The sequence below is a fragment of the Marinovum sp. genome, assembly GCF_034669705.1.
Classification (GTDB): domain Bacteria; phylum Pseudomonadota; class Alphaproteobacteria; order Rhodobacterales; family Rhodobacteraceae; genus Marinovum.
In genome coordinates this window covers 41,946-64,679 of the sequence record NZ_JAXMOR010000011.1, presented here as the reverse complement: position 1 = coordinate 64,679, position 22,734 = coordinate 41,946, and the positions used below count along the sequence as shown (strand labels likewise).

Below are 22,734 nucleotides of genomic sequence, written 5' to 3'. Positions count from 1 at the left end.
AATCCGTCAAAAGTTTTCGCAAACCATGTCGGAAATTCGATCTAATATGGCAGGATTACGTCCATCACGTCTTCGCCGTAGCCGCGCGCCTGTTGCCGGCTGATCGATCCGCGGCCGCCATAGCTGATCCTGGCCTCGGCCATCTTGTCATAGGGGATGGTGTTGCCGCGGTCGATGTCCTGCGGCCGGATGATGCCCGAGACCCTGAGCTCGCGCAGCTCCTCGTTGACCTTGACCTCCTGCCGGCCGACGACCACCAGGTTGCCGTTCGGCAGCCGCTGCACCACCAGCGCCGCCATCCGCAGCGAGATCGACTCGCTGCGATCGATCGAGCCGTCGCCGCTGGCACCGGTGCGCGAGCTGATGTCGACGATGTCGCCGCTGGGCAGGTCGGCGGGACCGACGCCGGGCAGGATCTTGTCGATCTGCGAGCCATAGCCGAAGAACCCGGCCAGCGTCAGCGACGACGCGCCGCTGCGGTAGCGGTCAGAGGCATTGTCGAGGCTGGCCTCGTCGTCGATCTCGATCACGATGGTCAGCAGGTCGCCGATCTCGGTGGCGCGCTGGTCGGCAAAAAAGCCGCCGCTACCATGCTGCCAGAGCGAGGCGCGCTCGGCCCGGTCGGGCACATGCGCCACCTCGGGCGGTGGCATCGGCACGTTGACAGTCTGCGCCGCGGCCAGGTCGCGGCGGTCGACGCCGATCGGGCTGAGTTCCGGGTCGCGGTCGAACACCGGCCCGCCACAGGCGGTGAGAAACACCAGCGCCGGGGCGACCGGCAGGACAGGACGAAACAGGACTGGGCGAAATCGGATCATCGGATCACCTCCACGAGCCCGGGCCCGCGGGCGATACCCTCGAGCGCGGCATTGCTGACCAGGTTGACGATGCGCAGGCCGGCGCCGCGATGGGCACTGTCCAGGGCGCGGCCGGGGGCGGTCAGGACCAGCCGGCCATCGTCATAGAGAATACTGACCTTGTCGCCGCGGTCGATCACCAGCGGCTGCATCACCGATTGCGTCATCACCGGCCGGCCCTGGGCCAGCATCCGGCGCACCTGCATGCCCTCGAGCAGCGTGGGATCGGTGATGGTAAAGGCCCCCACCCGACGCAGCGAGAGCTCGGTCATCACGATGTCCTCGGGGCCGATGATGGCGCCGGGCATCAGCCGCTGCGCCGGCACCGGCAGCGCCATCACCGCCAGCGCCATGCCGGCAAGCCGATGCGTTACCCCGGTCTCGGTCACCGCGTTGGCAAGGAACTGGCCGCTGTCGCGATCCATCCAGAAGGCCGAGATCGCCTCGGCCGCCTCGGGCGTTGCGCCCTTGAAGCGCACCCGGATCATCGCCTCCGGCGGCAGCTCGGCGCCCAGCGTCTGGCGCACCTGCTCCTCGATCAGCACCGCGGGGGTTTCGGCCAGCGCCGCCAGCGGCACCAGCAGGGTGGCAAGGATCAGGGCAAGGGCGCGGCGCATCGGCTTACTTGATCTGGTTGGCGGCCGACATCATCTCGTCGGCGGTGGAAATGGCCTTGGAGTTCATCTCATAGGCCCGCTGCGCCTGGATCAGGTCGGTGATCTGGCGCACGATGTCGACGTTCGAGCTTTCGAGGTAGCCCTGCCGCAGGATGCCGACGCCCTCGTCGCCCGGCAGCGACGGGATCGCATCGCCGGAAGCGACGGTGGCCTGCAGCAGGTTGTCGCCCAAGGGCCGCATGCCGGCATCGTTGACAAAGGTGGCGAGGGTGAGCTGGCCGATCTCGACCGGCACGGGGTCCTCGGCGACATAGGCGCTGACGATACCGGTGTCGCCGATCTCGATCTTGGTGGTGTTGTCGGGCAGCACGATGCCGGGGTCGATCTCGTAGCCGTTGCCATTGACGATCTGCCCCTCGGCCGAGAGCCGGAATGAGCCATCGCGGGTGAAGGCCTGATCGCCATCGGGCAGGTTGACTGCGAAATAGCCGCGACCGTCGATCGCCAGGTCGAACTGGTTCTGGGTCTGGGTCAGCCCGCCCTGGGTGTTGAGCCGCACGGTGCCCACGGCCTGCACGCCAAGTCCCACGTCGAGGCCGACGGGCCGGGTGTTGCCTTCTTCAGCCGTTACCGCGCCCTCACGCGAGAGGTTTTCGTAGATCAGGTCGGTAAAGGAGGCGCGGGCGGTCTTGAACCCGGTGGTATTGGCGTTGGCAATGTTGTTCGAGATCACGTCAACATTGGTCTGCTGCGCCATCATGCCGGTCGCGGCGATGCCCAGGGCTTTCATCTGCGTTTCCCTCTGTTATGTGCTGCGGCCGACACGGCTCAGCATTTCCTTTTTCAGGTCGTCTTCCGAAGAGATCAGGTTCAGCGCGTGCTGATAGGCCTGCTGGATGTCGATCAGGCGGGTCACCTCGCTCACCGCCTGCACGTTGCTGCCCTCGAGCGCGCCCTGGATCACCTTGGTGCCGGTCTCGTCGGCCTGCAGGTCGATCCGCCCGTCCTCTGTCACGAACATGCCGCCGCCGGCGCGGCCAAGGCTCTGGCGGTCGGGCAGGGCGAAGATGCCGACCTGTCCCAGCACGCCCCCCACCTCGGACGAGATCACCCCGTCGCCCGAGATCGCCACCGATCCGGCCAGCGCCGGCGGCAGGGCCAGCGGCGCGCCGCCGGCGTCAAGCACCTGGGCCCCGGCGGTTGTGACCACGCGGCCCTGCGGATCGAGCACGAAATTGCCATCGCGGCCAAAGGCTTGCTGCCCGTCCTGAAGCTGATAGGCGAACCAGCCCGCGCCCGAAAGCGCCATGTCGAGCGGATTGCCGGTCTGGATCACCACGCCCGAGCGGCTGTCGAGATAAGAGCCGCGGTCGATCAGGTAGTTGGTGCTCTCGCCGGCCGAGGCGCTGTCATCGGACTGAAGGTAACTTTCGAACAGCACCCGCTCGGCCTTGAAGCCGGTGGAGTTGGCGTTGGCGATGTTGTTGGCGGTGACGTCCAGCTGACGCTCCAGCGCGGTAAGCTGTGACAGCGCGACATAGGTGGAATTATCCATCACTCATCCCGATCAATTCTTGAGCTGCAGCGTGCCAGAGGCTCTTTTCTTGCTGACAATGCGATTTCACATGGTGTATATCAAGAACAATCATGATGAAACGGCGAAAAAACTTGGCCTATCCTTGGTTCATCGCGGCGCTTCCGGCGCTGATTCTTGCGGCGGCGCTGCCGGTTTCGGCCACGACCGAGCGGGTCAGGGCGGTGCCCGCGGTGCAGGGTCAGGCAGTGCCGGGGCAGGCGGTCCCGGTCTGGGGGATTGCGCCGCCGGTGCTCTACCTGATGCCGCGCCGCAAGCAGCCGTTTCTCGAGGAACGCATCGCCCTGATGCAGGCGCTGACCCGCGCCGAGGACAATCCGCCGGCCCGCTACCGGGTGCTGCTGGAGCTGGCCGAGTTCCACTTTGCCCACGGCATGATCACTGAGGCGCTGTCGATCCTGACGGGGGTGCACGGCGCACAAGTGCCGCCGGCGCACGGGCTGCGGGCGGCGGCGCTGGAGCTGGCGCTGGGCCTGTTCGATCCGTTGCAACGTCCGCTGACCGAGCGCGCCGCAGCGCTGCTGTCGCCGGGCTATGCCGACTGGCCGGACCAGCCGATGCTGCTGGCACTGTCGCAGCTGCGCGCCGACGATTGTGCCAGCGCCGCGCCGGGGCTCAGGGCGGCGTTTGACCGGCTGCAGCGGTTTCCCGACACCGCGCGCGAAGAGGCGCTGCCGCTGATGCTGGAATGCGCCATAGACGACCGGCAGTGGCGGCTGGCGCGCGACATCGCCACCCGGTTCGCCGATCATGCCAGCCTGGACGACGGGCCGGCGCTGCATTTTCTGCTGGGCAAGGTGGCCGAGGTCGGCGACGAGCCGCTGGCGGCGTTTGACAGCTATGCGCTGGCGCAGGGGGCCAGCAATCTCTGGGGGCACAGGGCACGGCGCGCCATCGTCGAATTGGGGTTGAAGCACGAGGCGCTGAGCTCGGCCGAGGCGGCGGATCTGTTGGCACTCGAGACCGAGGTCTGGCGCGGCGATGCGCTGGCGGCCGAGACGCTGGCGGATCTCGCGGCGCTGCAGGAGATTTCCGGCGATGCGGTGGCCGCGGCCGAGACCTATGGCAAGCTGCGCCAGCGTCATGCGGGCAGCCGCGAGGCAACACTGGCGCGCGGCAAGGCGCAAAAGCTGATCGACCGGCTTTACGTCGAAGGCGCGGAAGGCGAGATCACCCTGTCGACCTTCATGGACCTGCATGCCCGCATCGCGCCCTGGTTCCGCTTTACCGAGGGCTACGCCGCCTCGGCCGAGCACTTTGCCGACCACTTCTTTGCGGTCGGGGCGACCACCATCGCGGCGCAGGAGTATGCCGCCATCCGCGACCACCTGACCGCCGCGCAGGACCTCGGACTGTTCTCGCCAGAGCCCGGCGCGCTCGACCGGCTCGCGGTCAAGGAGGCCGAGGCCCTGCTTGCTGGGGGGCAGTTCGAGACGCTGGGCCTGTTGCTGGCCGCGGCAGCGACGCCGGATGACCCGGAGCTGGCGGAACGTCTGGCCCTGGTCTCGGCGCAGCATCTGGAGGAAACCGGCCAGAGGGCAGCGCTCTTGTCCGATACCGACGGCGGCGCGCCGGAGCAGGTTCTGCGGCTGCGGGCGCAGGCGCGGTTCGAGCGCGGCGAATGGCCCGAGGCGCAGGCGGCCTATGCGGCGCTGGCGCAGCGCTCTGGTCCGGATCTGCCGCTGCCGGATGCGATCCGGTACCTGCTGGCGGCACATCGCAGCGGCGACAGTCTCACCGCCGGCGAACTGGTACAGCGCTTCGACGGGCTGACCGACCTGCCGCAATGGACCGAGATCGCCGCCACACTGACCCGGGTTCCGCCCGATCTCCTGCCGCTGCGCCAGGACGCCGCCCGCAGCCGGATCAACAGCGCGCAGGAGATGCTCGACACGCTCTCGGCGCCGCGCGGGGTCAACTGACGTCAGGACCGGACAGAAACCGCCCCCTGCCACAAGAATAGCCGTCCAGCGGGCAAGCTCTGGTGAAATATCGCTTGGAATGGCCCGCTTTAAACCTGCTGTAACCTTGCTGCTCTATATGTTGTTGCAACGGTGACCAAACACCGACACGGCAAAAACGAGGCGGTTATGAGCATTTCCAACGCGATGGCGTCTGGCGTCAGCGGCCTGCTGGCAAATTCCACGGCAGTGAGCAGCATTTCCTATAATATCGCGAACGCCGACACGGTCGGCTATCGTCGCAGCTTCGAACAGATGGTGACCTCTGGCGTGACCGCCACCGGGGCGATGTCGACCGGGGTGCAGACCACCTCGATCCACCGCAACACCGACGACGGCAACTACCTCGACACGGCCATCGCCACCAACCTGGCGATCAGCGGCGGCGGCTTCTTCGTGGTCAACTCCAACATCGAAGCCTCTTATGCCACCGGCAACATGTTCACCCGCACCGGCAGTTTCGAGCCGGATCAGGACGGCAACCTGGTCAACTCTGCCGGGATGTACCTGATGGGCTATGCCTACGGCGCGAACGGGACCCTGGGCGGGGTCGACCGCAACAGCTTTGCCGATCTCGAGCCGGTCAATGTCGCCGCGCGCTCGATCTCGGGCTCGGCCACGGCCGGGATCGGCATCAGCGGCAACCTGCCAGCGCAGGAAACCGGCCAGCTGGAGGCGGGTGATCCCTTTGTCTCGTCGATCGAGTATTACAACGCGCTTGGCGGGGCCGAGCGTCTGACCCTGTCGTTCCAGCCCACCGCAACGGCGAATTCCTGGCAGGTGCGGATCCACGACGACACCACCGATTACGGCGAGGTCACGGTGACCTTTGCCGACAGCGGCGCCACCGCCGGCGCCCCGCAGAGCTATGCCGATGCCACCGCCCTCGCCACCGCGCCGGCCGGGTTTGCCTTTGACCCGGTGACCGGGACCATGAGCCTGACCATCGACAACGGCACCACACCGCAGACCATCGATCTGACGCTCGGCGCGCCCGGCAGCTTTGACGGGCTGAGCCAGTTCGCCGGCGACTACTCGCCGCTGGCGATCGAGGCCGACGGCGCCGAGAGCGGCGTGCTGGCGCGGGTGGAATTCGACGAGTTCGGCAATGTCTGGGGCATCTTCGACAACGGTGCCCGCAGCGCGCTCTATCAGGTGCCGCTGGCCACCTTCTCCAATGCCAACGGGCTGGAGACCGCGAACAACTCGACCTTCACCATGTCTGCGGGGTCCGGCGGTTTCTATCTCGGGCAGGCCGGCGACGGCGAGACCGGCACGCTGACCTCTGGCGGGGTGGAATCGGCCAACGTCGACATCGCGCAGGAGCTCACCAGCCTGATCCAGCGCCAGCGCGCCTATTCATCCAACGCCAAGATCATCACCACCGCCGACGAGATGCTGTCGGAAACAGTGAACATCAAGCGTTAATCGGCCAAGGATAGGCCAGCAATCGGCCTGACAGGAGGGCGCCATGAGCCTGACTTCTGCGCTCGGAGTGGCAGCAAGCGGGATGACCACCAGCTCGCGCTGGGCCGAGACCGTTTCGAACAACATCGCCAACGCCGGCAACGCCGGCTTTGCGCGCCGCGATCTTTCGGTCACCACCGATCCGTCCGGCACGCCGCGGGCCTCGGTGATCACCCGCGCGGTCGACAGTTCGCTCGATGCGATGTACCGCGGCGAGGTGGCGCGCACCGCCACCCAGGACGCGATCGCCACCGGCCTCTCGCCCTATACCACGCTTCTCGGCGACAGCGAGAGCACCACCACCGTGCTGACCCGGCTGACCGATTTTCAGAACGCGCTCGACCTGCTGGCCGTCGCACCAGCCGATAGCGCCCAGCAGCGGACCACCGTGACGGCCGCGCAGGACCTGGCGGCGACGCTCAACCGCGCCGGCGATGCGCTGTCTGACACCGCCGGCGACACGGCCGCCGCCATCACTGGCGATGTGGCCGCGATCAATGCCAGCCTGTCGCGGCTGCTGGCGATGAACGACCGCATTTCGGGCGGTATCGAGGGCGAGGCGCGTCTGGCGCTCGACGACCAGATCGGCAGCGAGCTCGACGCGCTGGCCGAGCTGACCGATTTCACCCTGCGCAGCGACACCAAGGGCCGGATGGAGTTGTTTACCACCGGCGGCACACAGCTGCTCTCTGGCAGCTCGGCCGAGGTGCTGCAGTTCGACGCCGCAACCGGCACCCTGCTGGCCGGCGAGGTCGACATCACCCCCGGCCGGAGCGGAGCGCGCGGCATCGCCGATGGGGCGCTGGCCGGCAAGATCGCCCTGCACAGCGACATCCTGCCGGAGATGCAGGCCCAGCTCGACCAGGTGGCCGGCGCCTTGATCGACGCCATGGCCACCGCCGACCCGAGCCTCGCGGCCGGCGAGACGGGGCTCTTTACCGATGCCGGTGCGGCGCTCGGCGATGACATCGCGCCAGGCCTTGCCAGCCGCATCGCGATCAATGACGCGGTGCTGCCAGAAGCCGGCGGCGCGCATTGGCGGATCCGCGACGGCATCGGCGCGACAGAGCCGGGTGCCCCGGGTGACAACAGCCTGGCCCGCGCTTTCGGCGACGCGCTGAGCGCCGCCACCAGCTTTGACGAAAGCGCCGGTCTGGGCGCGCGCAGTTCCCTGCCGGACTATGTCGCCACGCTGATCGCCAGCCAGAACACCACCCGCGTCCGGGCCGAGAGCTCGGCCGCCGAACTGGCGGCAGGGGCGGTGGCGGTCCAAAGCTCGCGGATGGCGTTCTCCGGCGTCAATATCGACGACGAGCTGCAACAGCTGATCTCGATCCAGCAATCCTATGCCGCCAATGCCAAGGTGCTGACCGTGGCCACCGAAATGATCGACACATTGCTCGCCTCGGCCTGAGGAAGGACGCACCGATGATCTACAATATGACCCGCGGGCCCTCGACGCTCTACAGCAACCTGCTGCGGCGCAACACCAACGCCGAGTTGCAGACCCGCCTGGGCCAGGCCGAGCAGGAGCTTGCCACCGGCGTCAAGAGCGACATCTACAAGTCGCTCGGCACCGGCGCGTCAGAGGCGCTGGCGCTGAACGCCAGTCGCGCCCGCGACAGCGCGCAGATCGCGGCCAACAGCCTGCTGGCCGGGCGGCTCGACAGCATGAGCACCGCGCTCGACACCATGCGCGGCTCGGTCCAGCCGGCGCTCGAACTGGCGCTGACCAACAGCCAGGCCAGCGGCCCCACGGCCGAGGGCCTTCAACGTCAGGCCCGCGAGGCGCTGAACACCATGGTGAGCCAGGCCAATGTCACCCACGCCGGCATGGCGCTCTTTGCCGGCACCGCGGTCGAGGCCCAGTCGCTCACCCCCTGGGAGGCGCCCAGCCCGGCCACCGGCGAAAGCCCGGCCAGCGTTGTTGCGACCCTGATCGCCGGCGGGCTGGAAACCGCGGCCGACGCCACCGCGCGGATCGCCGAGATCGACGCGCTGTTTGACAATGACGACGGCAGCTTCGACGCGCTGTTCGGCACTTCCGGCGGCACCGGCACCACCCTCGGCATCGGCGATGGCGAGACCCTGCAGCTTTCGGTGCAGGCCAATGACCCGGCTTTCCGCAACGTGCTTCAGGGGCTGGCCATGCTGGCCGCGACCGATGTCAGCGAGATTGCCGATCCCGGGGCCTATGCCGCCTGGGTCGGCACCGCGACCAGCCGGCTCTCGGAAGGAATGGCGGGGCTGCTCGACAGCCAGACCGGGCTCGATGCGGCCTCAGGGCGGATCGAGGCGGTCAATACGCGCATGGAGGACCGGGCCACGGTCTATGCCACGCGGATCGATGATCTTGTGGGGGTCGACAGCTATGAGGCCGCGACCGAGATCACCGCGCTCGAGACCCAGCTTCAGGCCAGCTACGCGGTGACCGCGCGGCTGTCACAGCTGAGCTTTCTGAACTTCATGAGCTGATCCGGCCAGCGGCAGCGGCCCGTCGGCCGGCTCGGCTTCGGCCGGGTCGAGCTTGTAGCCTCGGCCGCGCAGGGTGCGGATATGCGGGTCGCTCAGCGGCGACATCTCCTCGATCTTGCGCCGGATGCGGTGAATGTAGACATCGATCACCTTGTCGAAAGGCTGGTCGTCGGCCATGCCGTAGACCGCATCGTAGATCCGCGATTTCGACACCACCCGCGGTGCGGCCAGGGCAATCTGCTGAAAGATCGCCAGCTCGCGCTGTGACAGTTTCATCGGCTGGCCCGCAACCTCGGGGTCGCGGCCGTCGAAATAGGCGGTGACATCGCCGATGTGGATCGACGCCGCCGCATGGCCGTGGAACCGCCGGGTGATCGCATTGACCCGCGCCCGCAACTCGAGACCGGTCAGCGGCCCGACGATATCGTCGTCGGCGCCGGCATCGAGCGCCGCCATTGCCGCCTCGGGATCTCGCTGACCGCGCAGCACCAGCACCGGGTTGCAACAGCCCGCCCGCCTGAGCCGCGCGATGTGCTTGATCGCCTGCGGATGCGCCGAAAGCAGCACCGGACGGTCGGCAAACCCCTCTGGCGACAGCAGGTCGAGCTGGCGTTCAAAGAAGTCGTCGGTCACCGGCACCGGCTGCCAGGCGGCTTCGCCGAGATCGGAGAGCAATCCGCCAAGGGCGTGCGATCGCGTGTCGTAAAGGTAGATGTGCACCCGCGCCCCCTGACCGAAGTTGAAACCCTGCCATGCTTTGGCAAGCATACATTGCGCACATCCTGTCCGGTGGTCAAGCATAAGGCAAGAATAGAATGGTTAATCATGAATTAAACATTGCGGTTTCATTCCCTGCGATGTTTACTCTGCAATGAGGGGCTCCGCTGCGGGCCCGACCGTCAGACCCCCGGAGCGTCATGCGTATCCTCGCCATTCTCGCAACCCTTGCTGCTGTCCTGCTGCCTGCCGTATCGGCCATGGCGCAGGTCAGGATCAAGGACATCGCCACGTTCGAGGGTGTGCGCGAGAACCAGCTGGTGGGCTATGGCCTCGTGGTCGGCCTCAACGGCAGCGGCGACAGCCTGCGCAACAGCCCCTTCACCGAGAAGAGTATCGAGGCGATGCTTGAACGTCTTGGCGTCGGCAACCTCTCGGAAGACAGCATCAAGACCGCCAATACCGCCGCCGTCATGGTCACAGCGATGCTGCCGCCTTTCGCCCGCCGCGGCTCGCCGATCGACGTGGTGGTTTCATCGCTGGGCGATGCCAGCTCGCTGCGCGGCGGCACCCTGATCGTGACCCCGCTGACCGGTGCCGATGGCGAGGTCTATGCGGTGGCGCAGGGGCCGATCGCGGTGGCGGGCTGGGCGGCGCAGGGGCAGGGGGCCTCGCTCACCGAGGGCGTGCCGACGGTCGCGCGGATCGAGAACGGCGCCACGGTGGAGAACGAGATCGAGTTCGAGCTGGCCTCGCTGCGCAACATCCGGCTCAACCTGCGCAACCCCGATTTCACCACCGCCGCCCGGGTCGAAGAGGCCATCGAGTCCCGGCTGGGCGGCAATGTCGCCCGGGTGCTCGATCCCGGCACCGTCGAGATCGCGCTCGGCAGCGCCGACAAGCTCGACGTGCCCGGCGTTCTGGCCGATATCGAGAACCTGCGGGTCTCGCCCGACGGCGTCGCCAAGGTGGTGATCGACGCGCGATCCGGCACCATCGTGATCGGCGCCAATGTCCGCATCGACCGGGTGGCGGTCAGCCAGGGCGGGCTGACGGTGATGGTGCGCGAGGACCCGGAAGTCAGCCAGCCCAACCCGGTGACCATCGGCGGCACCACCGTTGTCGTGCCCCGCACCACCGTCGGCGTCGAGGAAACCGAGACCCATTTCACCATTCTCGATGGCGCCGATGTCAGCCTGCAGCGGCTGGTCGACGCGCTCAATGCCATCGGGCTGACCGCGACGCAGACCATCTCGATCCTGCAGGCCATCAAGGCCGCCGGCGCGCTGCATGCGGATCTGGAAATCATCTGAGGAGGCAACATGGACATTTCAACCAACATGGCCGCGCTCCAGGTCACGGTTGCCCAGGCCGCCGAGCCGGGCAAGGCCGCGCCAGACGCCGCCCAGTCCGCGGCGCGCGAATTCGAGGCGATGTTCCTCGGCCAGATGGTCAACGAGATGCTGTCTCAGGTCGATATCGGCGATTTCGGCGGCGGCCAGGCGGAAGAACACTGGCGCTCCTTCATGGCCGAGGCCTTCGGCCGGCAGATCGCCGAGCAGGGCGGCGCCGGCATCGCCGCCAGCCTGCGCGGCGCGCTCGAGGCCTATGCCGATGCCAAGGCCGGGGAGCGCAGGGGATGAGCGATCTGACACCGACCCGCGCCGCCCTCTTGATGGATCAGCTTGCCCGGTTGCTGCGCGACGAGATCGCCGCCATCGGACAGGGGCAGTTGGCGCGGGTCGAAGAACTCTATCCGCGCAAGGCAGAGCTTCTGGGCGAAATTGAGGCAGGCTTCGGGCAGCCGGAAAAATTTCTGCCCGGCTCCGATCCGGCGGCGGTGTCGCTGCGTGCCAAACTCGAGGAATTGCGCGGTCTGATACAGACGGACCTGCAACTTTTGCAGCGCATGACCGAAGCAACAGGGGCCGTTGCGAAGGAAATTGACCGAATTCGCGACCGTCAGAGCCTTCGCGGCCTCTATGATCGGGAGGGCGCGACAAAAACCCCGGATGTGTCGCAACCGCAACGTTTGGATCAATCCATTTAGGACAAACGCTTTTTTTCCCTTCTGCTTCGCGAGGCCCATGTTAGCCATGGTTCACGGCAAGACCGTTTTCGTCAGAAAGACGAAGACCAACGATAGAAATCGGAGCAGTAAAAAATGTCTTCAATCAATACCAACAGCAGCGCAATGGCTGCACTCTCGACCCTGCGCAGCATCAACGACAACCTGAACACCACCCAGAACCGGATCTCTTCGGGCCTGAACGTGGAGTCCGGCAAGGACAATGCGGCGTACTTCCAGATCTCGGAAACCATGAAGAGCGACAGCTCGGTCTATTCCGCGATCAACGAAGGCCTGACCGTGACCAAAAGCTCGGTCGCCACCGCCCGTCTCGGCGCCGAAACGGTCCAGGATCTGGCGCAGGAATTCCTCGACAAGGTGGCCTTTGCCCAAGGTGCGACCAGCGGCCTCGACGAGATCGAGGATGACCTTCTGGAACTGGTCAAGTCGATGGAAACCACCCTCAGCCAGTCGACCTTCAACGGCGACGACATGCTGGCGGCCGGCGACTACCCTCCGACGGCAGGCTCGATCGCAGGCGCAACCGGCGTGCTGACCTCGGCCGGTGCCACAACCGGAAACGACCGCAACGTCGTGACCGGCGTCACCCGGGCCGGCGGCACATATGCCACCACCGAGATCGTCGTCAGCGATTACGACATTGCCAACGTCGTGTCGGACTTCAAGACCATCGCCACAGCTTTCGCGACCAACGCGGGTGACGCGACCAATGGCGAGGCCTTCTTGGGCGGGGCCTTGGCTTCGACCGAGGGCGTCCTGACCAAGATCACTGACGTCGCAACCAAGCTCGGCCAGTCCGAGCGGTCGATTGAGACCCAGCAGACCTTCCTGAAGGCCGTGGTCGACAACATCGACGCGTCGGTCGGATCGATGATCGATGCCAACATGGAAGAGGAAGCCGCGCGTCTGCAGGCCCTTCAGGTTCAGCAGCAGCTGGCGACCCAGTCGCTGTCGATTGCCAACCAGGCACCGCAGAACATCCTGTCGCTGTTCCGTTAAGGGCGATAGCGGCCCCGCGTTCAGGGGCCGTGGTTCTGATACCGGAGGGGCGCCCATCGGGCGCCCCCCCTTCGCCGGAGTGACGGACAAGCCGCGCCCGGCCAAAAGAAAACCCCGCAACGTCGGGGAAAGGGGCAGAGCAGAACATGAGTGTTACGGCATACAAGAACACGATCCGCGAGAGCGCGAGCCCGCGGCAGATCGAAGCGCGGGTCTTTGCCCGCATCACCGGCGCCATGAGCCAGCATCTCGACGCCTGGGCCACCGCCGACGGCAAGCCGGCACGCGTCCTGCTGCTGGCAGGGGGGCTGCGCGACGCCATCGCGGAGAACCGCCAACTCTGGATCCGGCTGCAGGGCGACCTGGCCAATCCCAACAACCAGCTTCCCGCGGGCCTCAAGGCCAGCCTGATCTCGCTCTCGGTCTGGGTCGACCGGACCTGTGGCGAGGTGCTGGGCGGGACCGGCAGCCTGCAGGCGCTGATCGACATCAACCAGAACATCCTGGGGGGCCTCTCGGGGCGGCGCCCGGCACCCACGGCATTGGAAACAAATGGCACTCAATCTCACGCTCAAGCCGTTTGAACGGGTCATCGTAAACGGCTGCATGCTGCGAAACGGCGGCCGCAAGAGCACGATCATCGTCGAGACGCGGGCCGACATCATCCGCGAGACCGATCTGCTCAAGCCAGACGCGGCGACCACGCCGGTCAAGGCGGTCTATTTCCTGATCCAGAGCGCGCTTGTCGACGCCGAGGGTCGGGACAAGGCCGCCAAGGCCGCGCAGCAGCGGCTGGCGGTGCTGGCCACAACCTTTTCGCCAGAGTTGCGCGGCCATGTCTTCACGGCCGCCAACAACGTCAGCCTCGGCGAGTATTTCACCGCCCTGCGCGACCTGCGCCCCCTGCTGGCGCGCGAGGCGGAAGTCCTTGCGGCTCCGGCGGAGGCGCCGGCATGATCTCGATCTCCGGCATGTCGGGCAACCTGGCCATGCGGCTGGTCGACGCCACCGAAAGCAAGGAACAGGTGCTGCTGCGCAGCCAGCCGCAGAATGCCCGAGAGATCGAGTACTTCCGCGAGAACATCGACAAGGTCGACACCGTCGATGACCTGATCGGGGACTACCGGCTCTACAGCTTCGTGATGAAGGCGCATGACCTCGAGGACCAGATCTTCGGCAAGGCGATGATGGAGAAGATCCTCAAGAGCAACATCGAGGAAGACGACGCGCTGGTGAACAAGCTGACCGACAGCCGGTTCAAGGAGCTCTACAACACCATGGGCTTTGGCACCGATGGCGTCGGCAACATCAACACCATGCTGGGCAACTGGAAAAACCGCATGGTCGACAAGTTCATCGACACCCAATACGTCAACGGCAAGGCCGACGAGAACGAAGCCGTCGGGATCGCTCTGGAATTTCGCCGCAAGGCCGCCGACGTCTCCTCCGCCTACGAGATCCTTGCGGATGCCGACATGGCGACCTTCGTGCGTACCGCGCTGGGCCTGCCGGCGGTGATTGCCGGGCTCGACATCGACCGCCAGGCCGCGCTGATCAATGAACGGCTCGATCTTGAGAGCCTGCAGGACCCCGAAGCCGTGGAAAAGCTGGTCACCCGCTACATGGCGATTTCGGATGCCACCTCTGACCTGACCACCAACAACGCGGCGCTGCAGATCCTGAGCAACAATGTCACCTCCGGCAGCTTCGTGCCGGTCACCATCGACATCACGGCGGTCACCGGCTTCAGCCCCTACAAGGCGCGCTGATCACAGCACCGTGTCGTCCTCTTCGTCGTTCATCGGCAGGCGGATCTGCTCGTCTTCGGCCAGGGTGCGGGCGTAGTCCAGCGCCAGTGCCTGGGCGGCGCTCACGTCGCGGCGGCGCACCGGGCCCATCGAGTTCATCTCTTCCGCCAGCATGTCGCGCGACCGCGCCGGAAGCGAGTCGAGGAAAGCCTCGCGGGTGCCCTGGCTGGCGCCTTTCAGCGCCGTCGGCACGGTGTTACCCGGCATGCCGCGCATCACCTTGGCGAGATCCATCGGTTCGAGGCGCGCGAGGTCCTCGAAGGTGAACATCTTGGCCTTGATCGCCTCGAAACTGTCGGGCACGGATGAGGTGAGGGCAGGGGCCATGGCATCAAAGGCCACACGGTCGAGCTTGTTGAACAGGTCGGCCATGCGCTGGTGCTGCTCGTTGGTGGTGGGCTGGGCGCCGGCATTCATGACGTCGGCCTGCAGCGATTCCTCGATCTGCGCCATCATGTGTTGCGGCACCGCCTCCATGCGGATCATTCGTTCGACCACCTGGTTCATCTTCTCCTCGCCAAGCAGCGGCAGCACCTTGGCCGCGACATCGGTCTTGACGTTCGACAGGATGGCCGCGGCGGTCTGCTCATGCTCGTTCTTGAGGTAGTTGGCGATCACGTTCTCGGACAGCGCGCCGAAGCGGGCCCAGAGATCGCGCTCCTTCAGCGGACCCCGGATGTCCTTGAGGATGCTGTCGACCTGTTCGCCGGGCAGCAGCGCGCGCAGCATGTTCTCGGCCACCGAGAACGACCCCACCACGCCGCCGCCATTGGTGATCTCCTCGACAAAATCCGACATCACCTGTTCCACCGCCTCGGACGAGATCGAGCCCAGCCCCGACATCGCCCGGGTGACCTCCTGAATCTCCTGGTCGTCGAGCCGGCTCAGCAGCGAGGAGCCGCGCTTCTCGCCAAGGCAGAGAAACAGGATCGCCGTCTTCTGCGGCCCGCTGAGCTTGCGCGGCCGGGGACGGGCCTCGGTGGTGGGCTTGCGCGTGAGATCTGCAACGGCCATTGATCTGCTCCCTGTATGACGTGTCAGCCGCCGGTGATGACCGGGACGTAGCTTTCCATGAGACTTCCGGCCAGCATGTACCAGCCGTCGATGAGAACGAAGAAGATCACCTTGAACGGCAAGGAGATCAGCACCGGCGGCAGCATCATCATGCCGGCGCTCATCAGCACCGAGGCGACGATCAGGTCGATCACCAGAAACGGCAGGTAGATCAGGAAACCGATGGTGAACGCGCGGCGCAGCTCCGAGATCATGAAGGCCGGCACCAGCGTGCGCCAGTCGGCCTCTTCGGCGGTCTCGGCCAGCGGCGGCAGCTCTTCGGCCTCTCGCCCCGAGATCTCGTGAAACAGCGCCAGATCCTTTTCGCGGGTGTTGACGAACATGAAGGCGCGGAACGGGTCACCGATCCGGCGCAGCGCCTGTTCCTCGCTAATGGCGTTGTTCATCAGCGGCTGCACCCCGTCGTCCCAGGCGTCCTGGAACACCGGCTGCATCACGAAGAAGGTCATGAACAGTGCCATCGAGCTCAGCACCATGTTGGGCGGGGTCTGGTTCAGCCCCAGCGCCGAGCGCAGCATCGAAAAGACGATCACGAAGCGGGTGAAGCTGGTCATGATCACCAGCAGGCCCGGCGCCAGCGACAGCACGGTGATCGCCGCCACCAGCTGTATGATCCGCCCCGAAAGGCTGGCGCGCTCGTCCGATCCGGCGGGCGCGTCGCTCAGCGCGTCACCGATGGCGCCAAGCAGGTCGCTGCCGGCCTGCTGCGCTCCGGCGGGGGCAGCGGCAAGGCCGATCAACAGCGCGGCACCAAGGCCAGCCGGAAGGGCCCGCCGCAGGGTCATGTGTCCGACACGTAATCCTTGACGATCTCTGTCAGCGAGACGCCCAGCCGGTCATCGGCCAGCTTGACCAGATCGCCGCGCGCCACCAGCCGGTCGCTGATCACCACCTCGACCGGCTGGCCGATGGCCTTGTCGAGTTCGATGATCGAGCCGCGCGAGAGCTTGAGCAGCTGGGCAATCGGCATCTTGGCGCGGCCCAGCACGATCTGCACGTCGAGCCCGACGTTGAGCATCGCGTCGATCCCGGTGCCGCCGCCGGCCGCGGCGGCCGCGGCGGCCTGTGCGGCGGTGCGCAGGGGTTCGGGTGCGTCGGTCTCGCCGGGCTTTTCCGCGGCGGTGGCCTCGGCGGTGGTGTCGGTCATTTCGTTCATGACGTCTCTCCTGTCAGTTTCTGCCCGAGCCTTTGCTCGATGTCGCGCCGGGCCATCCCCAGCGCCTCGAGGACGCGGGCGCAGATCTCGGCGAAGCTGTAGGACATCACCCCCTGATCCCAGGCCGCGCGCAGATCGCCGGGCCGCAGCGCCGGGTCGGGGCGCAGAGAGAGCCGGCCGCCAAAGCCCGCCTCGCGCGCCGCCGCTTCCAGTTCCGGCGCCGCCGCCTCAAGGCTTTCCGGCGGGAAATAGAGCGTCAGCTGCGCCGCCCCCAGCGCCATGCGCACCGCGCCAAGCGCCTCGCGACGGGCCTGCCCCTCGGCCAGCGCGGCGCTGACATCCGGGGCCAGCTGTTCAAAGACCGAGAGCACGAAATCCACCATCTGCGACTCGAGCGCCGCGTGATGTGCCTCGTTGTCGGCGAAAAGCGCCTGCAGCACCGGCACCACCGCCTCGGCCAGTTGCAGCCTGCGGGTGGTCTCGGAGCTCTGCGCCGTCTGCTGCGCCTCGGCCCGGCCCTGCTGGACACCGGCCTCATGGGCCGCGGCGCGCGCCTCGGCGAGCGCCTGTTCGAACTGCGCCAGCGGGATCATCGGCTCGTTGGCGGGCGCCGCGCCGCGCGGGCCGCCCTCGGCTTCGGCGTCGAAGTTGCGATCGAACAGGTAGCTCATGCGCTGCGTCCCTCTGCCAGCCAGCCGCGCAGCACCTTGACCGCATCCTCGGGCTCATGCTCGATCAGCTGGCCCACGGTGTTGATCCAGCCGCGCTGCACCCCGCCCTGGACCGAGGCCAGCGCCACGGTGTCATTCTCCGCGCCGGGCGGCAGCGGGTCGAGCACGGTGCCGCTGTGGAACACCGGTGGCTCACCGGTCTCGCCCGTCGAAGCCTTGCCGATCGCCGGCGTCTTGGCGCCCTCGGCGGCCAGCCGTGCGGCCTCCGACGTGCCGGGCAGGGCCTCTGTCGCGGCGCTGCCATCGGCCAGCGCCACCGGCTCGAGGATGCGGTTGAGCGCCGGGCGCACACCGAGAAACAGCACCGATCCGACCAGCGCCAGAGCAAAGCCGCCGCGCAGCGCCGTGCCGATGTTGTCGCTCAGCATCTGGGCAATGCCGCCGCCGGTGGGCTCGCCCACATCCATCGAGTAATCCATGAACCGCAGGCTCACCACCTCGACGCTGTCGCCGCGGCCGGCATCGAAGCCGATGGCGCTCTGTACCAGCGCCTCGAGCTGCGCCAGCTCGGCCGAGTCGCGCTCCTGGTAGTCGACCGCACCGCCGCCCTGCACGTTATAGATGCCGTTGACGAGCACCGCGACCGAGACCTTCTCGATCTCGCCGGGCTCCTGCACGATCTCGGATTTGATGCCGCCGATCTCGTAGTTGACCACCTCGTTGGTGCTGTTCGAGCTGTTCGAGGCGCCGCCGGGCACATCGGCGGCCAGCGCGGCGGGGATGTTGTCATTGACGCCGACCTCGCCGCTGGCGGCGCGCTGGTCCTCGCGGCTTTCCTCGCGGGTTTCGGTCGATCGGACGACGCGCTGTGCAGGATCGAAGGTCTGCTGGTGGATGATCCGCCGTTCGGTCGAGAGGTCGACGCTGACCTGCACCCGCGCATTGCCGGCGCCGACCCGGGCGGACAGGATCTGGGCGATGCGCTGCGAAAGCCGGTCCTCGATCTGGGCACGGGCCGATTGCAGCGAGGCCTCGCTGCCCGGCGCGCCATCCTCGGCAAGGATGGTCTCGCCGGAGGCCGAAAGCACCGTCACCTGCGCCGGCATCAGATCAGGCACCGCCGAGGCCACCAGAGCGCGGATCGCCTGCGCCTGACGGGTGGCAATCTGGCGCGAGCCGCGGACGATCACCGAGGCCGAGGGCCGGGCGCGCTCGCGGCTGAAGGGTTCGCGCTCGGGCAGCACCAGGTGGACCCGCGCCGCCTCGATGCCGTCGATGGTCTGGATCGAGCGGGCCAGCTCGCCCTCCATGGCGCGCATCCGGTTGACCCGCTGCATGAAGCTGTTCATGCCCAGCCCGGTGCCGCCGTCAAAGAGCTCCCACCCCGGGGTGCCGTCACCCGGCAGACCGGCGCTGGCCAGCGCCATGCGGGCGCGTGCCAGGTCCTCGGTCGGCACGCTGACCCCGGTGCCGGCGCCCTCGGCCAGGGCGGGAATGTCGGCCTGCTCGAGCGCCTCGATGATATTGCCGGCGTCGCCCGGCGAGAGGTCACGATAGAGCGACACGTACTCACGGGAGCCCAACACCGTCAGCCCGACGAAGACCGCCATCGCCAATCCCATCCCGACCGCGCCAAGCGCGATCAGCCGGGGCCGGCCCAATGATCTGAGGTTTTCGAGAATAGCCTGCACCTGGAAATCTGCCCGCATCCATTTCTACTGGAAACTAACCACATCTATTCTTGCCTATCAAGGTTATTGTGCCGTTTTATACTTGCTTTAACGGGCTTCATTTCGCATCATGGGCAAGAACCGGATGAACTCGAAAGCATTGATCCATGGTCGCGGCGCCCTCAGACCCACCGGCAGACATCTCCCCCAGCAAGGGCAAGCGGATGCTGCGCCTGCTCGCGCTGCTGCTTGCCTGCGTCATCGCGCTGGCGGGCGGGCTGGTGATCTCGGTCGGGCCAGAGCGGTTGATGGCCCTGCTGCCCTTTGGCGATGCGGCGCCCGAGGTCGTGGACGCAGCAGAGCCGGTCGCCGCACCAGCCGAGATTGCCGGCGAGAACATCGCGGTCACGCCGTTCAAGGAAATCATCGTCAACATCACCGCGACCACCGCCACCGGTCGACAGACGACGCGGTTTCTCAAGCTCAACATCGCCATGGCCTATGATTCCACCCTTCCCGGCGCCGCGAACATCGAAGAGCGCAAGCTCTTCCTCCGCGACAGCTTTCAGGAGTACCTGCGCCAGCTCAACGAGAGCGACCTGCAGGGCAGCATCGGGCTGGTGCGGCTGAAATCCGAACTGCTGCGCCGCGCCAGGGCAATCACCGAGAGCGAGGCGCCGCAGCAATTCCTGATTGCGGACCTGATTATCCAATGAGTGCCGACACCGCCCAGAAACCCCCGCAACGGACCGCCGAGGCCAGCCCCCGATCCGGCTCTACCCGGGAGGTTCAGGAGCTGATGGTGGCGCGGGCGCGCGATTCCTTTGCCCGCCTGCCGATGCTCGAGGTCGCCTTTGACCGGTTCGCCCTGTCGCTGGCGCAGGTGTTGCGCAGCTATTTCGGCGGCGTCGCCGAGACCGAGCTGACCTCGATCGACTACCTGACCTGCCAGGATGCCGTCGCCGACCTGCCGAACGTGGCGCTGATCGCGGTGACCGACGCCGACGCCTGGGGCGGCACCATCGCTGCGGTGGTCAGTCCCGAGCTGCTGTTCAACATCGTCGAGGTCACCTTCGGTGGCCGCATGTGCCCGTCCTCGGCGCCGCAGACGCGCAATTTCACCGGTATCGAGAAACGCGTCGGCCGGGCGTTCTGTGACACCGTGCTGACCGATCTTTCCGCCGCCTTCGACAAGGTCTCGCCGGTCACCTTCCGCATCGACTATCTCGAGACCAACCCGCGCGGGCTCTTGATCGCGCCGCCGACCAGCGCCTGCGTGCGCGCGGTGATCAGTGTCCAGATCGACCAGCGGGTGGGCGAGATGGTCTTTTTGCTGCCCAATACCGCCTTTGAGCAGGTGTCGCATGTGCTGTCGCAGCATTTCACCGGCGGCCAGCTTGGCGGCGACAGCGGCTGGCGGCGCAAGATGACAGATATGCTGGGCAGCAGCAGCATCGAACTGGCGGCCGTGATGCAGCAGGTCACGCTGCCGCTGCGCGACGTGCTGTCCTGGACGCCGGGGCAGGTGCTCGACCTCGGGCTGCAGGCCGATGATCCGGTCACCCTGCGCTGCGCCGGGCTCGACATTGCCCTCGCCGAGGTCGGGCGGCGCAAGAACGGCCGCGTGGCGCTCAAGTTCACCGAAAAACTTTACCAGGACGAGGAGCTTTCAGATGTCCTTCGCGATTGATATTGCCTTGGTTGTGCTGCTTCTCGGGACGCTGGGCTATGCCTGGCTGGTTGACCGGCGGGTGCGCCGGATGATGGAGGCGCTGCGCGAGATGGAGCCGCTGATCGGCAGTTTCAGCCAGGCGGTCGATCGCAGCGAAAGCACCGTCTCGGCCTTGCGCGCCGCGCGCGAGGTTGCGCCGCTGCGCAAGCGCGCCGACACCCGCACCGAGGCCCGGCCCGAGAGCGAGGCGCCGTCGTCGGAGCCGGCCTTCCGCACCAAGCGCGAGCCCGCACCGCGCAATCCCGAGGCCACGCCGATCGCCGGCAAGTCCGAGCTGATCCGCGGCTTCTTTGACACCGTCCGCCAGCGCGAGGCCTAGATGCGCCCGACCAGTCTCATCCTTCCGGCGATCGCGGTGGTCGCCATTGCCAAGGCCACCACGACCTTTCTCGACCGGCCCGAGGACAACGAGTTTCCGGCCTTTGCCGGATTCGTCTCGGCCGCCTCTGCTGCCACCGACGAGAAACCCGCCGCGATGCCGTCGGAGCCACAGGTCTGCGAGGCGCCCGAGGCGCTGCTGGCCTCGATCCGCCGCGAGCGCGAGCTGCTCGAGGCGCAGAAGGCCCGCGGTGCCGAGCGCGCGGCCGAGCATGATCTGGCCTTCGAGACGCTGGAAATCGAGCGCCAGCGACTGGCCGACCTGAAGACCGAGCTCGAGGGGCTGATGGCCAAGATCGACGCGGCCCATACCGCCGATGTCGACCGTCTGGTGTCGCTCTACCGCAACATGAAGCCCAAGGACGCCGCCAAGATCATGAACGATCTCGATATCGAGGTTTCGGTGATGGTGATGGGCACGATGGACGAACGCGATGCCGCCCCGATCCTCGCCGCGCTCGACCCGGTGCGCGCGCGGGCGATCTCGCAGATCATCCTCGAACGCTCGAAACTGCCCGGCGACCAGCGCCTCGATGACATCCGCCTGTAAGCCACGCAGAAGGCGCGACATCACATAAGTCTGATTCCGCGATTTCCGGCTGGATCCTGCGCACGCTCGCTCACCTTCCTATGCCGGCAGGTCTCCAGGCACAGGTTTTTCAGCCGCCCAGGTCATACCTTTGCACCAGCTCGAACCGGCCGTCGGCGCGCTCGCCCACCAAGGCTACCGCATCAAGGACGAAGGGTGCGGGCAGCGGCGGCAGATGCGCCGTCACGTGCGCCTGCCACTGCGCCACGGCCTTGCGCGGCAACCGGCCGGTGAGCGTCAGGTGAAACCGGAACTCCTCCATCACGTAAGGGTAGCCCCAGCGCAGCAGCAGCGCCTCTTGCCGCTCGCTCAGCCGTGCTTTGCGACGGCGGGTCAGCTCACCCTCGGCCGGCGGCGCGCGGAAGCGGTCGAGCGCCGAGACGCAGGTGGCCGCGACGCGCGCGATGCCGGCGGTGTCGCCCTTGGGCACCAGCGCCAGAAACGACCCCAGTCGCGCCGGCTCCAGCCCCTCGGTCAGGGCCGGAGGACAGCCCGCGGCCATCTCGGCCACCGCCGCCTGCAGCCCGGCCGGATCGCAACCCTCGGCCAGCCGGAACGGCGGCTTCAGCGTGGCGTGAAAGCCGTATTTTCGCGGTGTCGCCGTGACCTCGGCCATCGCCGGCAGATCGGGCTGGGCGACTTCTGTGCCCTGCGCCACGTCCCAGCCCAGCCACTGCGCGCCGAACCGCGCCAAAGCACCCTCGGACGGCAGGTAATAGATCGCGAAACGGCTGTAGGACATGAGCGCTCCCTCCACGACCCCTGTCTGTCAGACGCGGGCGCGCTTGCCAATGGTGCCACAGTCGCAAGATGTCCCGGAATTGACCGCTCCGGCCGGGTGCGGGCGCGGTTGCCTTGGCCGGCCGCGCCGGGTATCCAG

General features: G+C 66.9%; 26 protein-coding genes. 15 read left to right on the top strand and 11 right to left on the bottom strand.

Annotated elements, in window-relative coordinates; translation table 11 throughout:
* Positions 1–41: 41 nt before the first annotated feature.
* The 4 genes from VOI27_RS10045 to VOI27_RS10030 are packed head-to-tail and all read right to left on the bottom strand — an operon-like array spanning position 42 to position 3,029.
* A complete protein-coding gene (locus VOI27_RS10045) occupies positions 42–818 on the bottom strand; it encodes a flagellar basal body L-ring protein FlgH (protein ID WP_323765202.1) in 777 nt (258 codons plus the stop codon).
* Positions 815–1,474 carry a flagellar basal body P-ring formation chaperone FlgA gene (gene flgA / locus VOI27_RS10040; RefSeq protein ID WP_323765201.1) on the bottom strand — a complete coding sequence of 220 codons (660 nt, stop codon included), beginning with the start codon at positions 1,472–1,474 and terminating at the stop codon, positions 815–817. Before flgA ends, VOI27_RS10045 begins: the two co-directional genes overlap by 4 nt.
* 4 nt (positions 1,475–1,478) lie before the next feature.
* A complete protein-coding gene (gene flgG / locus VOI27_RS10035; protein WP_323765200.1) occupies positions 1,479–2,264 on the bottom strand; it encodes a flagellar basal-body rod protein FlgG in 786 nt (261 codons plus the stop codon).
* Between the two features lie 15 nt (positions 2,265–2,279).
* Positions 2,280–3,029: a flagellar hook basal-body protein gene (locus tag VOI27_RS10030; protein ID WP_323765199.1), complete on the bottom strand. Its 750-nt coding sequence runs from the start codon at positions 3,027–3,029 to the stop codon at positions 2,280–2,282.
* A gap of 95 nt (positions 3,030–3,124) precedes the next feature.
* Between VOI27_RS10030 and VOI27_RS10025 the strand changes: the two genes are divergently transcribed.
* From VOI27_RS10025 to VOI27_RS10010, 4 genes are all read left to right on the top strand, one after another.
* Complete coding sequence (locus VOI27_RS10025) at positions 3,125–4,990, top strand: hypothetical protein (protein ID WP_323765198.1); 1,866 nt, start codon at positions 3,125–3,127, stop codon at positions 4,988–4,990.
* Positions 4,991–5,158: 168 nt separating this feature from the next.
* Positions 5,159–6,457 (top strand): flagellar hook-basal body complex protein, encoded by a 1,299-nt coding sequence (locus VOI27_RS10020; protein ID WP_323765197.1) that lies wholly within the window; start codon positions 5,159–5,161, stop codon positions 6,455–6,457.
* Positions 6,458–6,500: 43 nt separating this feature from the next.
* Positions 6,501–7,910 carry a flagellar hook-associated protein FlgK gene (gene flgK / locus VOI27_RS10015; protein WP_323765196.1) on the top strand — a complete coding sequence of 470 codons (1,410 nt, stop codon included), beginning with the start codon at positions 6,501–6,503 and terminating at the stop codon, positions 7,908–7,910.
* A 14-nt stretch (positions 7,911–7,924) separates the two neighbouring features.
* Positions 7,925–8,971: a flagellin gene (locus VOI27_RS10010; protein WP_323765195.1), complete on the top strand. Its 1,047-nt coding sequence runs from the start codon at positions 7,925–7,927 to the stop codon at positions 8,969–8,971.
* Here VOI27_RS10010 and VOI27_RS10005 read toward each other — a convergent pair.
* Positions 8,939–9,739, bottom strand: a complete 801-nt coding sequence (locus VOI27_RS10005) for a response regulator transcription factor (protein WP_323765194.1) — start codon at positions 9,737–9,739, stop codon at positions 8,939–8,941. The two genes, VOI27_RS10010 and VOI27_RS10005, sit on opposite strands and share 33 nt — an antisense overlap.
* A gap of 149 nt (positions 9,740–9,888) precedes the next feature.
* Here VOI27_RS10005 and VOI27_RS10000 point away from each other — a divergent pair, with 149 nt between their 5' ends.
* From VOI27_RS10000 to VOI27_RS09970, 7 genes are all read left to right on the top strand, one after another.
* Positions 9,889–11,001, top strand: coding sequence for a flagellar basal body P-ring protein FlgI (locus tag VOI27_RS10000; RefSeq protein WP_323765193.1), 1,113 nt, complete (start codon positions 9,889–9,891; stop codon positions 10,999–11,001).
* 9 nt (positions 11,002–11,010) lie between these two features.
* Positions 11,011–11,331: a rod-binding protein gene (locus VOI27_RS09995; RefSeq protein WP_323765192.1), complete on the top strand. Its 321-nt coding sequence runs from the start codon at positions 11,011–11,013 to the stop codon at positions 11,329–11,331.
* The gene (locus VOI27_RS09990; RefSeq protein ID WP_323765191.1) at positions 11,328–11,738 is read left to right on the top strand and encodes a hypothetical protein; all 411 of its coding nucleotides are present in this window, start codon (positions 11,328–11,330) and stop codon (positions 11,736–11,738) included. The genes VOI27_RS09995 and VOI27_RS09990 overlap by 4 nt, the downstream gene beginning before the upstream one ends.
* Before the next feature lie 114 nt (positions 11,739–11,852).
* The gene (locus VOI27_RS09985) at positions 11,853–12,776 is read left to right on the top strand and encodes a flagellin (protein ID WP_323765190.1); all 924 of its coding nucleotides are present in this window, start codon (positions 11,853–11,855) and stop codon (positions 12,774–12,776) included.
* A gap of 146 nt (positions 12,777–12,922) precedes the next feature.
* Positions 12,923–13,360 (top strand): flagellar biosynthesis regulator FlaF, encoded by a 438-nt coding sequence (locus VOI27_RS09980; RefSeq protein ID WP_323765189.1) that lies wholly within the window; start codon positions 12,923–12,925, stop codon positions 13,358–13,360.
* Complete coding sequence (locus tag VOI27_RS09975; protein WP_323765188.1) at positions 13,329–13,733, top strand: flagellar biosynthesis repressor FlbT; 405 nt, start codon at positions 13,329–13,331, stop codon at positions 13,731–13,733. Before VOI27_RS09980 ends, VOI27_RS09975 begins: the two co-directional genes overlap by 32 nt.
* Positions 13,730–14,545, top strand: coding sequence for a DUF1217 domain-containing protein (locus VOI27_RS09970; RefSeq protein ID WP_323765187.1), 816 nt, complete (start codon positions 13,730–13,732; stop codon positions 14,543–14,545). The genes VOI27_RS09975 and VOI27_RS09970 overlap by 4 nt, the downstream gene beginning before the upstream one ends.
* Here the strand turns inward: VOI27_RS09970 and VOI27_RS09965 are convergent, their stop codons facing one another.
* The 5 genes from VOI27_RS09965 to fliF are packed head-to-tail and all read right to left on the bottom strand — an operon-like array spanning position 14,546 to position 19,194.
* On the bottom strand, positions 14,546–15,598 hold the full coding sequence (locus VOI27_RS09965) for a flagellar motor switch protein FliG (RefSeq protein WP_323765186.1): 1,053 nt from the start codon (positions 15,596–15,598) through the stop codon (positions 14,546–14,548).
* A 23-nt stretch (positions 15,599–15,621) separates the two neighbouring features.
* Complete coding sequence (gene fliP / locus VOI27_RS09960; RefSeq protein WP_323765185.1) at positions 15,622–16,443, bottom strand: flagellar type III secretion system pore protein FliP; 822 nt, start codon at positions 16,441–16,443, stop codon at positions 15,622–15,624.
* Entirely contained in the window at positions 16,440–16,814 is a 375-nt protein-coding gene (locus VOI27_RS09955; protein WP_323765184.1) for a FliM/FliN family flagellar motor switch protein, read from the bottom strand. Before VOI27_RS09955 ends, fliP begins: the two co-directional genes overlap by 4 nt.
* The gene (locus VOI27_RS09950; protein WP_323765183.1) at positions 16,811–17,485 is read right to left on the bottom strand and encodes a hypothetical protein; all 675 of its coding nucleotides are present in this window, start codon (positions 17,483–17,485) and stop codon (positions 16,811–16,813) included. Before VOI27_RS09950 ends, VOI27_RS09955 begins: the two co-directional genes overlap by 4 nt.
* Positions 17,482–19,194 carry a flagellar basal-body MS-ring/collar protein FliF gene (gene fliF, locus VOI27_RS09945; RefSeq protein WP_323765182.1) on the bottom strand — a complete coding sequence of 571 codons (1,713 nt, stop codon included), beginning with the start codon at positions 19,192–19,194 and terminating at the stop codon, positions 17,482–17,484. The genes VOI27_RS09950 and fliF overlap by 4 nt, the downstream gene beginning before the upstream one ends.
* A 185-nt stretch (positions 19,195–19,379) precedes the next feature.
* On the opposite strand from fliF, the gene VOI27_RS09940 reads away from it, so the two are divergent.
* Genes VOI27_RS09940 through VOI27_RS09925 form a run of 4 tightly spaced genes read left to right on the top strand, consistent with a single transcriptional unit; the run spans position 19,380 to position 21,815 of the window.
* Positions 19,380–19,871, top strand: coding sequence for a flagellar basal body-associated FliL family protein (locus tag VOI27_RS09940; RefSeq protein WP_323765181.1), 492 nt, complete (start codon positions 19,380–19,382; stop codon positions 19,869–19,871).
* A complete protein-coding gene (locus tag VOI27_RS09935) occupies positions 19,868–20,845 on the top strand; it encodes a flagellar motor switch protein FliM (protein ID WP_323765180.1) in 978 nt (325 codons plus the stop codon). The genes VOI27_RS09940 and VOI27_RS09935 overlap by 4 nt, the downstream gene beginning before the upstream one ends.
* The gene (locus VOI27_RS09930; RefSeq protein ID WP_323765179.1) at positions 20,829–21,206 is read left to right on the top strand and encodes a flagellar motor switch protein; all 378 of its coding nucleotides are present in this window, start codon (positions 20,829–20,831) and stop codon (positions 21,204–21,206) included. The genes VOI27_RS09935 and VOI27_RS09930 overlap by 17 nt, the downstream gene beginning before the upstream one ends.
* A complete protein-coding gene (locus VOI27_RS09925) occupies positions 21,207–21,815 on the top strand; it encodes a hypothetical protein (protein WP_323765178.1) in 609 nt (202 codons plus the stop codon).
* 109 nt (positions 21,816–21,924) lie between these two features.
* Here VOI27_RS09925 and VOI27_RS09920 read toward each other — a convergent pair whose 3' ends face one another.
* Positions 21,925–22,596, bottom strand: a complete 672-nt coding sequence (locus tag VOI27_RS09920) for a DUF1045 domain-containing protein (protein WP_323765177.1) — start codon at positions 22,594–22,596, stop codon at positions 21,925–21,927.
* Positions 22,597–22,734 lie beyond the last annotated feature (138 nt).